The sequence below is a fragment of the Kutzneria viridogrisea DSM 43870 genome (assembly GCF_000525635.1).
GTDB lineage: Bacteria > Actinomycetota > Actinomycetes > Mycobacteriales > Pseudonocardiaceae > Kutzneria > Kutzneria viridogrisea.
This window is the reverse complement of the sequence record NZ_CP007155.1, coordinates 6,474,899-6,488,989: the sequence shown is the minus strand read 5'-3', so window position 1 is coordinate 6,488,989 and position 14,091 is coordinate 6,474,899. Positions and strand designations below refer to the sequence as shown.

The following is a 14,091-nucleotide window of genomic DNA, read 5'->3' as shown; positions in this document are numbered from 1 at the left end:
TGCTCGGGCTGGAGCTAGAGGTGGTGCGGCTCTGATGCGGCTGGCAGCGGTCGATCTTGGTGCTTCCAGCGGGCGCGTCATCGTCGGGTCCGTGGGCCCCGGGCAGTTGGAGATCGAGGAGGTGCGGCGGTTCGCCAACGGTGCCGTCCGGATCGGGCACCGCAACGGTTCCACCCTGCACTGGGACGTCCTGGGGATCTACCGGGAGACCTTGACGGGCTTGCGGGCCGTGGGGGACCTGGACGGGATCGGGATCGACTCGTGGGCGGTGGACTACGGGCTGCTCGACGCCCACGGCGCGCTGCTGGGCAATCCGGTGCACTACCGGGACTCCCGCACGGACGGCGTGCTGGAGAGCCTGATCCGGAGGGTGCCAGCGCGGAAGCTGTTCGACATCACCGGGTTGCAGCAACTCCCGTTCAACACCCTGTACCAGCTGATCTCCGACCGGGAGCGGCTGGACTCGGCCGAGACCATGCTGATGATCCCGGACCTGCTGGCGTACTGGCTGACCGGTCGGATCGGCGCCGAACGCACCAACGCCTCCACGACCCAGCTCTACGACGTGCGCGCTCAGGCCTGGGCGATCGGGCTGGCCGAACAGGTCGGCATCCCGGTCCGGTTGTTGCCACCGCTGCGGGATCCAGGGGAGCGCATCGGCACGCTGCTCCCCGACCTCGCCGCTGAGCTGGGCATGCCGGAGGTTCCTGTGGTGGCCGTGGGTTCGCACGACACCGCATCCGCCGTCGTTGCCGTGCCTGCCGAGTCGGGTGCGAACTTCGCGTACATCTCCTCGGGCACGTGGTCGCTCGTCGGGCTCGAGCTGGACGCGCCCGAGCTCAGTGATGCCGCGATGGCTGCCAACTTCACCAACGAGACCGGGGTCGACGGCACGATCCGCTTCCTGCGCAACGTGATGGGTCTGTGGGTGCTGACCGAGACCCTCCGGACCTGGGATGCGCGAGGCCACCACGTCGACCTGGCCGAGGTTCTCACGGCTGCCGCCGAGGTTCAGCCCTTGCGCGCGGTCGTGGACATCGATGCGCCCGCTTTCCTACCGCCCGGGGACATGCCCGCGCGCATCAGGGCCGCGTGCGAGCAGACAGGACAGCGCCCACCGGAAAGCGCCGCCGAGACGGTTCGATGCGTTGTGGACAGCCTGGCGTTGGCCTACCGGCGGACTGTTCGGCAGGCTGCTGAACTGGCGGGCAAGACCGTGGACTTCGTCCACCTCGTCGGAGGCGGCACACGCAACCAGCTGCTGTGCCAGTTGACCGCCGACGCTTGTGGCGTGCCGGTGCTGGCGGGGCCTGTCGAGGCGGCTGCCCTGGGGAACGTGCTGGTCCAGGCACGGACACTGGGCGCGGATCTGCCCGACCTCGCCGCGATGCGAGCGTTGGTTCGGCAGACCCAGCCGTTGCGGACCTACCAGCCGTCGGGCACGGACGACTGGGCCGCTGCGGAAGCACGGCTGGCACCGGGACGTGTCGGATGAGGGCGCGGTACCGCATAGCCCAGCGAGGACGTGTGCACTGCGTCCGCTGGGCCGTCAAGTAAGCGACGGCCCAGCGGCGCAATTTGGGCGGTGGCCACGGCCTCAGGGCGAGAGGAACCTGGCGAGGTAGGTGCGGAGGGCCTCGACGCGGTCGATCGGGGCGGACAGCCCGACATACCCGTCCGGCCGAATCAGCTTGAGATCGTGCACGCGACCCAGGTGCCGGGTGGGATCCCGATCTGCCGCGAGGACGGGCAGGACGTCGATGGGAGCCGGGGAGTGCGCGCAGTCCTGCCGAAGCCGGTGCAGGGTGCCGGCGTCGGCTCGGGCAGCGGCCACCAGCAGCGTCCAGCGGTCGTACCCGAGGAGCTGGTGCAGGCGAACAGGTGGCCCACCGGCAGCGGGGATGACGAGGACGTCCGGCATCCGATCGCCGGCCTGCGGCCCGCGACCGGGCAGGAGCGGCAGTTGCCACGACAGCGGGCTCCCACGGTGGTTCCTGCCGAAGTCGCTCATCAGCCACTCCACCCGCCGCTGGCAGCCCGGCCACGGCAGCGCGGCCTTCAGCAGGGCGGTTCGCACCCGGTGTAGCGGCTCCGGCAGGAGCGTCTCCATGATGTTGAGCCTCATGTCGCGGATCACCCCCTGAGCGAGTGCTCGCTGCTCGGTGTCGTAGGAGTCCAGCAGGATCTCGGCCGCCTGACCGCAGTGCACCGCGGCGAGTTTCCAGGCGAGGTTGTGGGCGCCGAGCATGCCCACGTTCATCCCGTGCCCGCCGATGGGCGCCCAGGCGTGCGCGGCGTCGCCAGCCAGCAGCACCCGGCCGTGCCGGAACGCGGCGGCGAGGCGGTCGGAGAAGCGCCCTCTGCTCAGCCAGACCGGTTCCACCACGGTGAGCCGCAGCTCCGGGATGTCCGCGGTGGCCGCCACCAGGTCACGCAACTCCGTCAGCGTGGGCGGTTCCGTGTGCGCTGGTTCCGGGTCGTCGCGGACGCAGAAGATGCGGTACCCGGGACCCGGCGTGGGGAAGGCGATCACCGTGCACCGCCCGGCGAGGAAGATGTAGCCGTGGCCCGGCCGGTCGGACAGGGGCCAGGACGGCACGACATTGCCCTGGATCACCTGAAGGTTGGCGCGACGCTTGCCCTCGAAGGGGATGCCGAGCCACTCGCGGACCGCACTGCGGTTGCCGTCGCAGGCGACCACCCACGGCGCGGTGGCCACCTGGCTGCTGCCATCGGGCAGCCGCAACGTCACCTCGACGTGGTCCGCGTCCTGGCGCATCCCCGTCGCCTCGGTCCGCCACTCGACGTTCACCTCGCGCTCTGCCAGCTCCTCGGCGAGCAACCGCTCGATGTCGTTCTGCTCGATGGTCATCGCGCACGGGTAGTCCGAGTCGAACCGCCCGGTCACGAAGGAACCCAGGTGACGCCCGTCGCCGTAGAACTCCGCGCCGCGCATCTGGTAGGAATGCCGCCGGATCGTCTCGCCGACGCCCAGCGCGCCGAGCGCCTCGCCAGCCCGGGGAAAGATCACATCGGCCCGAGGTTCCCGGTTGGTGCCCGGCGCCCTGTCCACGATCCGCACCCGCACGGACAGGCGCCGCAGGGCGTTCGCGAGAGTCAGGCCCACCGGCCCCGCACCGATCACGAGCACGTCAGCGGCGTGTTCCATGTTCGACCTCCCTGCTCAGACGGGAACGACCTCGAGCACGTTCAGCGCTGACTCGGTATCGAGGACACGGGTCAACCGCAGTCCAGCCTCGGCGAGGAGAGTGACGTACTCGTCCTTTGTGCGTTCGCGTCCCCCGTAGACGAAAAGCACGGCGAGATCGACGAACTTGCTCGGGTGGGGCGTGTCCCCGCTGGGCACCACCCAGTCGACGAGCAGGAGCCGACTCCGCGTGTCCAGTGCCCGGCGGCAGTTGCGCAGGATGGTCAGGACCTGCTCGTCGGGCCAGTTGTGCAGGATCCCCTTCAGCAGGTAGACGTCACCGCCTGCGGGGACCGACCAGAGGAAGTCGCCGCCGAGGAAGGTGCAGCGCTCGGCCAGTCCGTTGGCGGCCAGCAGTTCGTTGGCCGCGTCGGCGAGATGCGGCTGGTCGTAGACCACGCCGGTGGTTGCGGGGTTGGCGTGCAGGATCGCGCTGAGGAAGGCACCGTTTCCGCCACCGACATCGACGATCTGGCGCGCTGCGGAGAGGTCGCAGGAACCGGCCAGTGCCTGGCCCATCACACGGCTGTGCTCGCCCATCGCGGCGTTGAAGATCGCACCGTGCTCGGGATGGGTCCGCAGGTGGTCGAACAGCGACTCGCCGAAGACCTGTGGAACGGTCGCGCTGCCCGTTCGCAGGCTGTACCCGGCCTCGGCGTAGACCCCGTTGAACAGCGCCTGGAAGAGCACCCATGACCGCAACGACTGCGAGTGGTCCGCCCGCAGTCGGTCGCCGACCGGTGTCAGTGCGAACCGGGCCGGTTCGACCTCGGTGAACACGCCGACACCGGCGAGCGCCCGCAGCAGCCGGTACAGGGCGTCAGGGTGAGTCGAGGTCGCGCCCGCGAGATCCTTGGTGTCGCGTGGCCCGTCACCGAGCAGGTCCGCGACCCCGATCTCGGCGGCGAGCTGGAGGGCTCGGGCCGGGCCGAACCCCTCGGACAGCCGCAGGAGCTGGAAGGCGTGGTCGGTGCGCTGCTGCTGGTCGATGTCATGCATCAGATCCCCCTGCACAGGTGGTGAGCGTGAGTCGTTCCGGGCCGTGGAAGACCACGTCCGGGGCGAACTGGACCGGTTCGTCGGTCAGGTGGAGCCCGGGAAGCTGCCGGAACAGCTCGTTGAGTCCGATCTCGGTCTCCGCCCGTGCCAGCGCGGAGCCCAGACAGTGGTGGATGCCGATGCCGAAGCCGCAGTGCCGGTTCGGCCGCCGGTCCAGCCGCACGACATCGGGATCGGGACAGAGCAGCGGATCGCGGTTCGCCGAGCCGAGTACGAGCACCAGCTTCTCGCCCCGGTGGATGGACCGTCCACGCAGCACCTGGTCGCGCTGGGCCCAGCGGGTCACCATCTGTACCGGGGGGTCGTAGCGGATGAGTTCGTCCACCGCGACAGGCATGAGTTCGGGGTTGGCGCGCAGCTCCCCGAGTACCTCCGGCGTCCTCAGCAGCGCGAGCACCGACTTGCTGATGAGGTTCGTTGTCGTCTCGTGGCCGGCGGTGAGCAGGTGTACGCAGGTGGCGATGAGTTCGTCATCGGTCAGTGACCCGCCCCGATCCTTGGCCCGCACCAACAAGGCGATCAGATCCTCGCGAGGTTCGCGCCGGCGCCGCTGTACTTCCCGCCGGAAGTAGTCGGAGAGTTCGCAGGCTGCCGTCTCCGCCTCGGCGTAGTTACCGGACCGCCCCGAACTGGCCTGCTGGAGCGACATGGCCTGCTTCCGGAGCCAGATGCGATCCTGCCGGGGCACCCCCAGCAGTTCGCAGATGACGAGGATCGGCAGGGGAGCCGCGAAGTCCGCGACCAGGTCGACCGTCGGGCTGCTCGCCATGGCGGTGACGAGTTCTCGTGCGATCGCCGCCACGCGTGGTCGCAGTGTGGTCACGACCTGGGGCGAGAACTCTCTGGTGAGCAGGGAACGCAGGCGGGTGTGGCGTGGTGGATCCAGGAAGACCAGCCAGTTCGAGACGATCCTGCGCAGGGCGGCGCATTCCGTTGGCACGACCGAGGAGAACTGGGTGTCGCCGCGCCCGAAGCACCGGTTGGACAGCACGCTCGTGACGTCGTCGTAGCGGAAGGCGAACCAGGTGTTGGTTCCGCTGGCGTTCGCCGGACCGAGGTGGACCGGATCGGTTTCGCGATAGTGACGGTAAATCGGGTAGGGGTTGGCGAGGTCCTCGGCCGACCAGCCTCTCAGGTCGAACCGTCGCGGAGCCTGTCTGGTCATGGCGCTCATGTGCCGCTCGTTTCGGAGGTGTGGAAGAAGCTGGTCAGGTAGTCGAGGGTTTCCGCCACGCTGGCGGGGACGATCTCGCACTTGTGGGCGGCCAGCGCGAGGTGCCGGAAGCGCAGTGCGATGGCCCGCCGCGCCACGTCCGGCCGGGACAGGTGCCCGGGCGGGGACTCCAGCTCGAACGATGGCCCGGCGGTCGCTCCCGGTCGCCCGGAGGGCAGGGTCGCCAGCAACTCGCCCAGCGGTCGCATGACCCCGGCCATGACGTCGATGGCCCTGTTCATCAGTGCCGAGCGCCGCAGGCTGGCATCCGGCTGCTGGCCGAAGTGCTGGACCATCAGCTGGAGCGCCATGAAGTAGGACCGGTCGAACAGTCGCACGACCTGTGCCGCCGAGGGGTCGACGACCAGTTGCCGCACCGGGTTTCCCTCCTGCAGGGTGGGGTTGCGCAGCATCGGGTAGGCCGGCCACGGTGTGCGTCGGCCACCCCAGCCCGTGACCTGTTCGGTCACGAGGAGTTCGGCCATGTGCTGGAAGGTGTCGAAGTGGGACCTCTCGGTGGGATCGGGATTGGCCGGGGTGAGCACGTTTCCCTCGCCCTGTTCGGTGATGACGTCGATGGCGAACAGGGCACTGGCGAGGTCGTCGACCTCGAGTTGGTAGTCGGGGTGGACCGTGTTGATCGACTCCCGGAGGAAGAGGTGGTGTTCCCCTCCGCCGCGCCCCTTGCGCACCATGAACAGGTCCGGGACGCGGTGCAGGCCGTCGCGGATGTCCGCGTACAGCTCGCTCAGTGAGCCGTAGCGGTTGTCCGTGCTGGTTCCTGGCCGCGTGAGGGCACTGTGCTCGACTGTGTCGACGAGCCGGTCCGGTTGCTCGATGGCGATGAACCGCTGGACACTGCTGAGGCTGAGGGGTTCCAGCGACAGGTCGAGTGGAATGGCCAGTTGGTGGTTGATGGTGCCGAAATCGACGAGCGGAACGTGGAACGGTTCCCCGATCGCCATGATGATGTTGTTGACGGCCAGGAAGTGGATCATTTCCTCGCGTGCCACGGCCAGCAGGCTGCCTCGTATTCCGCCGTCCTGTGTTTCGCCGCCGTCACCACAGGCCAACCGCGCCTGGTGGATCGACCACTGGCCGCGGCGCACGTACTCGGCCGCGGCACCGTGCGTGGGCACCGAGAACGCCGCGTACAGGTACTGCAACATCACGGCGAGCTCGATCGTCGCGGCATCGCGCAACGCGAGCAGGAGCCCGCCGCGGGTGGTGATCCGCCCAGTGGCCGACCGGGTCGCCGGAACGAACGCGGGCACGCTGCTCACTGCGTTCTGGGCGTGCAGGAATCGCAGTAGCAGGCGCGCCTTCGGCTCGGAGAGGTCCCGTGTGGACGGCATGTAGTAGGTCTTCGTCTTGTTGCGCGGGTCGCACATCTGCCAGATCAGGTCGCGGTAGGTGCGCACCATGAACTGGTCGGCCAGACTGAACACCTCGGCCCTCATGAAGGGGTACAGGAGTTCGTAGTAGGCGAAGACCTCCCGGTACACCAGGTCGAAGGTGACGTCCTCCTGGGCGATCTCGTCCAGTCGCCAGTCGTCCGGGAGCACGCGCACCGACAGCGCCCCCGCACCGGCCCAGTAGCCGAGCAGGTCGTCGTTGTCGTAGCTGGCCGCGGCGGAGCCTGGCTGGGTCCGGTCACACGGCAGGTCCTCGCGGTGCGCGGAGAGCAGGACACGGGCGGTGCCCGCCCGTGCGCCACGCATGCTGAACCAGCCGCGGCCCGCCTCGTCGGTGCGCAGGGTGCAGGTACCGGACCAGTCTCCGGGATCACCCAGTCGCCCGGCCCGCAGGCGTACGATCTCGACGTCCTCTGGTCGTGCCTGGGGTGATTGGGCCACCTCGTCCCGTGGAAGCGCCCGGGGATTGAAGAACTGCCGCACGTGGACCCCTTCGACGGCGTGCGGGCGGCCGCGCACGAAGGACCGGACGGGCACTTCGATGTCGTGCTCGGAGTCCTCGCCGTGTCGAGGGTGTTCCAGGATGAGGCAGGCGTCGTCGACCTGGAGGTTGATCTCCCGCTCCCGGAGCAGCATCATGCGGGCGCCGGTGAAGTCGGTGCCCATCAGGCACAGGGCCTGCTCATCGGCCGCCGAGGGACTCTGAACGGGAACCGTCACGATGCCACTGGTCAGGCTGGCGCCGCGGAGATAGGTCGCGGCGGGCACGTGTGCGACGAGCTGGTCGGTGTCGACGGTGCGCAGCTCCAGGTCGCCCAGATCCAGCAGCGGGCCAGGTTTGCCGCTACCTGCGCGACCTGTCACTGGTATCGCATTGATCATGTTGAGCGTGACCTGGTCGGGCGTGACCTCGACGGTGAGGGTGTGCAGGCCCGGCCGTTGCGGCAGGAGCAGGCGTCCCGCCGGATAGGTGCGTGCCTCGTGCGCCCGCCAGGGAGCGATCGTGCCGCGCAGCTGCCAGCAGCTGGGTGCGTCGGGCGCGCGCGGTGGGGACATGTTGCTGAGTCCGAACTGGACCACCAGGCCGTCCGCCGCACCGGAGTCGAGCAGGGCTCGCATTCGGGTGACCGTCGGCGAGACCGAGGCCTCCTCCAGCCAGGTGAGCCCGGCGCCCGAGGGCACGACGAACTGGTAGAGGGTGGACAGCCTCAGCAGCGGTGCCAGGTGGTGGTCGCCGACCTCCAGGACGTGGTTGAAGTTGTGCCACCGCGGCGGTTGCAGCCCGGTCACCTCCCCGGCGAGCAGGTAGCCCACGTCGTGGGAGCGGCCCGCACGGCCCACGCAGAACCGGCCGACCATCAGGGCGGTGGTCCAGTTCGAGGAGGGATCGACATCGAACACCCTGGCCCGGTTGACCGTGGTGGCCAGGTACGGGTTGTAGTGCCCCCACATGTCGACGCTGCGCCCGACCACCGGGTCCGTGAGGTCGACGGTGTTCTCCTCGACCTCGCCGCTGACGATCTTCGCGTCGATCGAGAAGTGCCCGTTACCGCCGAAGCACCAGCCCCTGGCGGCAGTGAACACGCGGTGCTGGGACGCCTGGCCGGACGCGTCGAAGTGCGGGCCGAGCAGGTCCAGGTACTCGTGGTACTCCCCAGCCGGGCGGTGCACGGGGAACGGTCCGTCCTTGGTCAGTGCGGTGTTGGTGGCCAGGTCGACCAGGCCGTTGCGTGCCCCGGTCGGCAGTTGGGTCGTCGCCGTGCCCGCGAAGTGCAGGCGCGGCAGGTCGAACACGCTCATCGGCACGCCGCCTTCGCGCCGGCGACACCGCTCAACTGCTTCGTCCGGGACTCGTGGAGTTGGATCTCGTGCACGGCGTTGACCGCCGATTCGATCGCCCCCTCGAGCCACGCCGTGGTCGAGGAACAGTGCTCTCCGGCGAAGAACAGGCGGTGCTCGGGGCAGGCCGCCAGGCGGCGTTCCTCCTCGCAGGCCGCAGTGTCCTTCCCCCAGCGCACGCAGGCGGCACCCTCACTCCACCAGCGCCGTCCCCAGGTCAGGCTCACCGCGTCGAGGATCATGCCGGGGCGCAGCACCTCCGGGTGCATCTTGCTCAGTTCCTGGAGAACAACGGCGTGCCGGACGGCCGCCGGCAGGTGGCCGAGCGCGTCGGCATCGGCGCCGATGGTGTAGCTGGCCAGCAACGCCGCACCACTGTCGGGGGCACCCTCGACGGCGGGGTAGTAGGTCTGCCGGAGGCGTCCGCCGCAGAACGAGGCACCCCCGGTGATCCCGTCGCGTTCCCAGAAGGGCTCCCGGCAGAGAAACGCGATCTTCGTCGCCGACCAGTACTGCGCTTCGCGGATCACGGCCATCTTGGCTTCGCTGAGGCCGTTGAGCCACAGCCTGCGCAGCACGGAGAACGGGATGGTGCACAGCACGTAGTCGCAGCGCCGGGCGCGCACGTGATCGCCGTACCGGATGTCCACCGCCACGTGGTCCTCGCGGGCGTCCAGGCCGACCACTTCCTGGCCGCAGGTGATGGGGCCCTGTATCCGCTCGGCGAGTCGTCGGACGATCTGGTCCATCCCGCCCTCGAGCCGGACGAGTTCGGAACTCGTCTCGCTGAGCACGTCGTCCAGGAAACGGGTGAGGCGTCCGTCGCGGCCGGAGCGGACCTCGGGGTGCAGCGCGAAGAAAGCATGCAGGTCTACCTGGTCCCTCGCGCTGCCCCGGAGAAACGGGGCCAGATCGAACCGGTTGACCAGGTCGAGCAGTTCGATGCTGAAGTCGTCGCGAAGGTCCGCGCGGAAGTCGGCTGGCGCGATGGCGTTGCCGATCGCGGTCAGCCAGGCACCGAACAGAACGGCCTCGTCACTGTACTTCCGGGCGGGCAGGGTCTGGCGGAAATCGGCGACGAGGACCTTCGCGGCCTCGTGGACGCGGAGGTGGCCCGCACTGGTGGCACAGTAGGAGGTTGCCTCGGAAAACAGCGTCCTGAAGTCTCGTATCTTGTCTGCCAGTCCGAGTTCGTTGATGTAGTGCATGGTGCGCCGGTGCTTGACCGGAATACGCATGGCTCCGAGTTCGACGAGTGGGGCGCCGGGACCGCAGTGAAAGCGGTGGGTGTGGATCCGGCCACCGATCTGGCTACTTCCCTCGAGAATCTCGACGAGATGTCCACGCCGTTCCAGTTCGTAGGCTGCCACCAGGCCGGCCAGACCGGCACCGAGAATGGTGATCCTCTTGGCGCCTCCTGCCTCGGTGGCCCTCGCCGGCCCCAGCGGGCCGACGGGCGGCTGCGGGGCTCTCGAACAGTCCTCGGCGTATGTGTTCCGCATTGCGATATACCCCCACAATACAACTGCGTTGACAAACGAATGGTCAGTGTGTGCATCAGAAATTCCTCCCCCAGAGGTGTGCAACACAGTGACGTCCCGGTGTGGCGGCGAGCGTGGCCAGAAGCGGTGGGCATTCCAAGTCCGAAAAGCGCTTACCGCTTCGGTGGCAGCCAGGAACCCGGGGATGGGTGAGACGTGCCTGGAAAGAATCAGGTCAACTTCGGATCATTCGTTTCGCCCCCTCTGTTCGCTTCGGCGCAGGTCGCGCTCAAAGTAGCGAAAGCTGGAATGATGAATAGGCAATTACCCTAACTATGCTGCTGGGGAAGTTCAAGTTCAACCGGTGGCGTCTTGGCGTCGCTGTCGTTTTTCGGGCATCTCGCCATGGTGGTGATTTTTGCTAACCCCAAGTCGGGCCTGTGTCAAGCTCGCTCGGTCGTCGATCGTCCTGGAGGGGCGCCTCGGGGGCCTATTTCGGGCTAGCTGCGCTGTTCCTTCAGAGGGGTTTGTGCCTCGTTCGGTTGCACTGCAATCGTGCATTTACGACTTGGCGACGAGAATCGGGCACCGCGCGTGGTGCGGGGTGCCCTTGGAGACGGCGCTGGTTGTGGTGGGACAGATACCACCTTGGCACCGTGCACGGCTGCCGTGCGGCTTCAGTAGTGCCACACCAGGCGAACCGGGGTGTTTTCGACACTGCCATTCCAACGTCGCGCATCGAAAGATCGAAACTTTTGTCCTCTACGGACTGCGCGGACTCACGGTGACTGGCGCAGTTGGCCGAGGCCGGTGCTGTCGACCGGCTCAAGGCATACGACCGCTTGCTGCCGGTCGCATTCGGCGGCGGACTCACCGGGAATGCGGCTGTGTTCGTGGTGCCCGACTTCGGGTACTCGGCCGGGGGTAGCTGTATCGAAACCTGAACCGATGCGGTCGGGTTCACGGTGTCATCGAGGTCACCGAGTGATTGCGGGGGTGGTCCGGCCACTCGACACTGAATGACCTGCCTGGCGCCTACGCAGAGGAGACCTCAGGATGCCCAAGTTCGTCTATGCCTTCGCGGAAGCCAACAAGGACATGAAGGACCTGTTGGGGGGCAAGGGAGCGAATCTGGGGGAGATGACCAGGCTGGGCCTGCCGGTGCCGCCTGGCTTCACGATCACTACTGAGGCGTGCCTGGCCTACCTGGCGACCGGGCGTGAGCCTGACGGGCTGGCCGAGGAGGTGTCCGAGCAGCTGGCCAAGCTGGAACAGGCGATGGGCAAACGGCTCGGCGACACCGAGGACCCGTTGCTGGTGTCGGTGCGCAGCGGGGCCAAGCACTCCATGCCCGGCATGATGGAGACGGTCCTCAACGTCGGTCTCAACGACGAGTCGGTGCACGGCCTGGCCGTACAGGCCGGTGACGAGCGGTTCGCCTACGACTCCTACCGCAGGCTGATCCAGATGTTCGGCAAGACCGTGCTGGGCGTCGACGGCGAGCACTTCGAGGACGTGCTGGAGGCGGCCAAACAGTCCAAGGGCGTCACCAGCGACCTCGACCTGGACGCCAAGGACCTGCGTGAACTCGTACAGGTCTACAAGGACATCGTCGTGGAGCACGCCGGGCAGCCGTTTCCACAGGACCCGCGCGAACAGATGGAGTTGGCGACGCGGGCGGTGTTCGACTCGTGGAACACCCCGCGCGCGGTCATCTACCGCCGCCAGGAACGAATCCCGTCGAATCTGGGAACGGCGGTGAACATCGTCGCGATGGTCTTCGGCAACCTGGGGATGGATTCCGGCACTGGCGTCGCGTTCACCCGAGACCCGGCCAGTGGTGCGCAGGGCATCTACGGCGACTACCTCCAGAACGCGCAGGGCGAGGACGTGGTGGCCGGCATTCGCAACACGGTGCCGCTGCGTGAGCTGGAACGGATCGACAAGCGTTCCTACAACGAGTTGTTGCATATCATGCAAACACTGGAGGAGCACTACCGCGATCTGTGCGACATCGAGTTCACCATTGAGCGCGGCAAGCTGTGGATGCTACAGACCAGGGTCGGTAAGCGCACGGCGGCCGCGGCCTTCCGTATCGCGACCCAGCTGGTGGACCAGGGCCTGATCGACATGACCGAGGCGATGTCTCGGGTCAATGGCGCGCAGTTGGCGCAACTGATGTTCCCGCGTTTCGACGAGAAGGCGGAGCGCCACAAGATCGCCCAGGGGATGAACGCCTCACCCGGCGCGGCCGTGGGCAAGGTCGTGTTCGACTCCTACACCGCCGTCAAGTGGTCCCGTTCCGGTGAGCAGGTGATCCTGGTCCGCCGCGAGACCAACCCGGACGACCTGAACGGAATGATCGCCGCCGCGGGCATTCTGACCAGCCGTGGCGGCAAGACCTCGCACGCGGCGGTGGTCGCCCGCGGCATGGGCAAGACCTGCGTCTGCGGGGCGGAGACCCTCGACGTGGACACCAAGCAGCGCGTGCTGCACGCCCCGCACGGCATCGAGGTGCACGAGGGCGACGTGATCTCCGTCGACGGCGGCACCGGCGAGGTGTTCCTCGGCGAGGTGCCCGTGGTCGACTCGCCGATCGTCCGCTACTTCGAGGGCGAGCTGGATCCCGCGGACGAGGAGGCCGACGACCTGGTCAAGGCCGTTGACCGGATCATGCGGCACGCCGACGGCGTGCGCCGGATGGCCATCCGCACCAACGCGGACACGCCGGAGGACGCGGCGCGGGCACGTCGGTTCGGGGCGCAGGGCATCGGCCTGTGCCGCACTGAGCACATGTTCCTCGGTGAACGCCGCGCGCTTGTCGAACAGCTCATCCTCGCCGACACCGACCAGGCGCGCGAACGGCAGCTGGCCGAGCTGCTTCCGTTGCAGCGCGCGGATTTCATCCAGCTGCTCCGGGAGATGGACGGGCTGCCGGTGACGATTCGGCTGCTCGACCCGCCGCTGCACGAGTTCCTGCCCGACATCACTGAGCTGTCGGTGCGGGTGGCGGTCGCCGAGGCGCGTGGCGAGCAGCGCGAGGGCGATCTGCGGCTGTTGCAGGCCGTGCACCGGCTGCACGAGCAGAACCCGATGCTGGGCCTGCGCGGCGTGCGCCTCGGTGTGGTCATCCCCGGCCTGTTCCAGATGCAGGCCCGCGCGATCCTGGAGGCCGCGGCGGAGCACACGAAGACGGGTGGCGTGCCGCGGGTGGAGATCATGGTGCCGCTGGTGGCGAACGTGCAGGAGTTCGAGACCGTCAAGCAGGACATCATCCAGGTGGCGCGGGAGGTTCGGGCCGCGGAGTCGGTGCACCTGGAGTTCCTGATCGGCACGATGATCGAGTTGCCGCGCGCCGCGCTGACCGCGGACCAGATCGCGGAGGCCGCCGAGTTCTTCTCCTTCGGTACCAACGATCTCACCCAGACCACGTGGGGCTTCTCCCGTGACGACGTGGAGGCCGCGTTCTTCTCGGCGTACCTGGAGAAGGGCATCTTCGGGGTCAGCCCGTTCGAGTCGCTGGACCGGGAGGGCGTCGGCGAGCTCGTGCGGATCGCCGTGGGCAAGGGGCGCTCGCAGCGGCCGGGGCTGAAGCTGGGCGTCTGCGGCGAGCACGGCGGTGACGCCGACAGCGTGCACTTCTTCAACGCGGTCGGCCTGGACTACGTGTCCTGCTCGCCGTTCCGCGTGCCGGTGGCGCGGCTGGAAGCTGGGCGCGCGACCTCAGCCGGGCGGAAGTAGGGGTTCCCGCGGTAGCTGGGATCGGGCCGGCGGCAACAGGCCGCCGGCCCGGCCGTGCCGGTTCGGCGAAGCGGGAAGAGTGACCATGATCACTCGTTTCCCGGCTGGACACGCGGTCTTTGTGCGACCTTGAAT

The 14,091-nt window shown here is 68.1% G+C and carries 7 protein-coding genes; 2 read left to right on the top strand and 5 right to left on the bottom strand.

From position 1 onward, the window contains the following. Positions 1-34: 34 nt before the first annotated feature. Positions 35-1,495, top strand: a complete 1,461-nt coding sequence (locus KALB_RS28640) for a rhamnulokinase (RefSeq protein WP_201771835.1) — start codon at positions 35-37, stop codon at positions 1,493-1,495. A 102-nt stretch (positions 1,496-1,597) separates the two neighbouring features. On the opposite strand, the gene KALB_RS28635 is transcribed toward KALB_RS28640, so the two are convergent. Genes KALB_RS28635 through KALB_RS28615 form a run of 5 tightly spaced genes read right to left on the bottom strand, consistent with a single transcriptional unit; the run spans position 1,598 to position 10,236 of the window. Beyond that, the gene (locus KALB_RS28635) at positions 1,598-3,169 is read right to left on the bottom strand and encodes an FAD-dependent monooxygenase (protein WP_025359117.1); all 1,572 of its coding nucleotides are present in this window, start codon (positions 3,167-3,169) and stop codon (positions 1,598-1,600) included. Between the two features lie 15 nt (positions 3,170-3,184). Then, positions 3,185-4,207, bottom strand: a complete 1,023-nt coding sequence (locus tag KALB_RS28630; RefSeq protein WP_236650049.1) for an acetylserotonin O-methyltransferase — start codon at positions 4,205-4,207, stop codon at positions 3,185-3,187. Next, positions 4,200-5,432: a cytochrome P450 gene (locus KALB_RS28625; RefSeq protein WP_025359115.1), complete on the bottom strand. Its 1,233-nt coding sequence runs from the start codon at positions 5,430-5,432 to the stop codon at positions 4,200-4,202. The genes KALB_RS28630 and KALB_RS28625 overlap by 8 nt, the downstream gene beginning before the upstream one ends. A gap of 5 nt (positions 5,433-5,437) precedes the next feature. Continuing rightward, positions 5,438-8,695: a ferritin-like domain-containing protein gene (locus KALB_RS28620; protein WP_025359114.1), complete on the bottom strand. Its 3,258-nt coding sequence runs from the start codon at positions 8,693-8,695 to the stop codon at positions 5,438-5,440. Beyond that, a complete protein-coding gene (locus tag KALB_RS28615; protein ID WP_081789576.1) occupies positions 8,692-10,236 on the bottom strand; it encodes a flavin monoamine oxidase family protein in 1,545 nt (514 codons plus the stop codon). The genes KALB_RS28620 and KALB_RS28615 overlap by 4 nt, the downstream gene beginning before the upstream one ends. A 1,035-nt stretch (positions 10,237-11,271) precedes the next feature. Between KALB_RS28615 and ppdK the strand changes: the two genes are divergently transcribed. Then, complete coding sequence (gene ppdK / locus KALB_RS28610; RefSeq protein ID WP_025359112.1) at positions 11,272-13,956, top strand: pyruvate, phosphate dikinase; 2,685 nt, start codon at positions 11,272-11,274, stop codon at positions 13,954-13,956. The last annotated feature ends 135 nt before the right edge of the window (positions 13,957-14,091 follow it).

Bases quoted from the DNA above. Each gene is read 5' to 3' on its own strand.
- KALB_RS28640 (WP_201771835.1), top strand. From the start codon at position 35: ATGCGGCTGGCAGCGGTCGATCTTGGTGCTTCCAGCGGGCGCGTCATC.
- KALB_RS28635 (WP_025359117.1), bottom strand. From the start codon at position 3,169: ATGGAACACGCCGCTGACGTGCTCGTGATCGGTGCGGGGCCGGTGGGC.
- KALB_RS28630 (WP_236650049.1), bottom strand. From the start codon at position 4,207: ATGCATGACATCGACCAGCAGCAGCGCACCGACCACGCCTTCCAGCTC.
- KALB_RS28625 (WP_025359115.1), bottom strand. From the start codon at position 5,432: ATGACCAGACAGGCTCCGCGACGGTTCGACCTGAGAGGCTGGTCGGCC.
- KALB_RS28620 (WP_025359114.1), bottom strand. From the start codon at position 8,695: ATGAGCGTGTTCGACCTGCCGCGCCTGCACTTCGCGGGCACGGCGACG.
- KALB_RS28615 (WP_081789576.1), bottom strand. From the start codon at position 10,236: ATGCGGAACACATACGCCGAGGACTGTTCGAGAGCCCCGCAGCCGCCC.
- ppdK (WP_025359112.1), top strand. From the start codon at position 11,272: ATGCCCAAGTTCGTCTATGCCTTCGCGGAAGCCAACAAGGACATGAAG.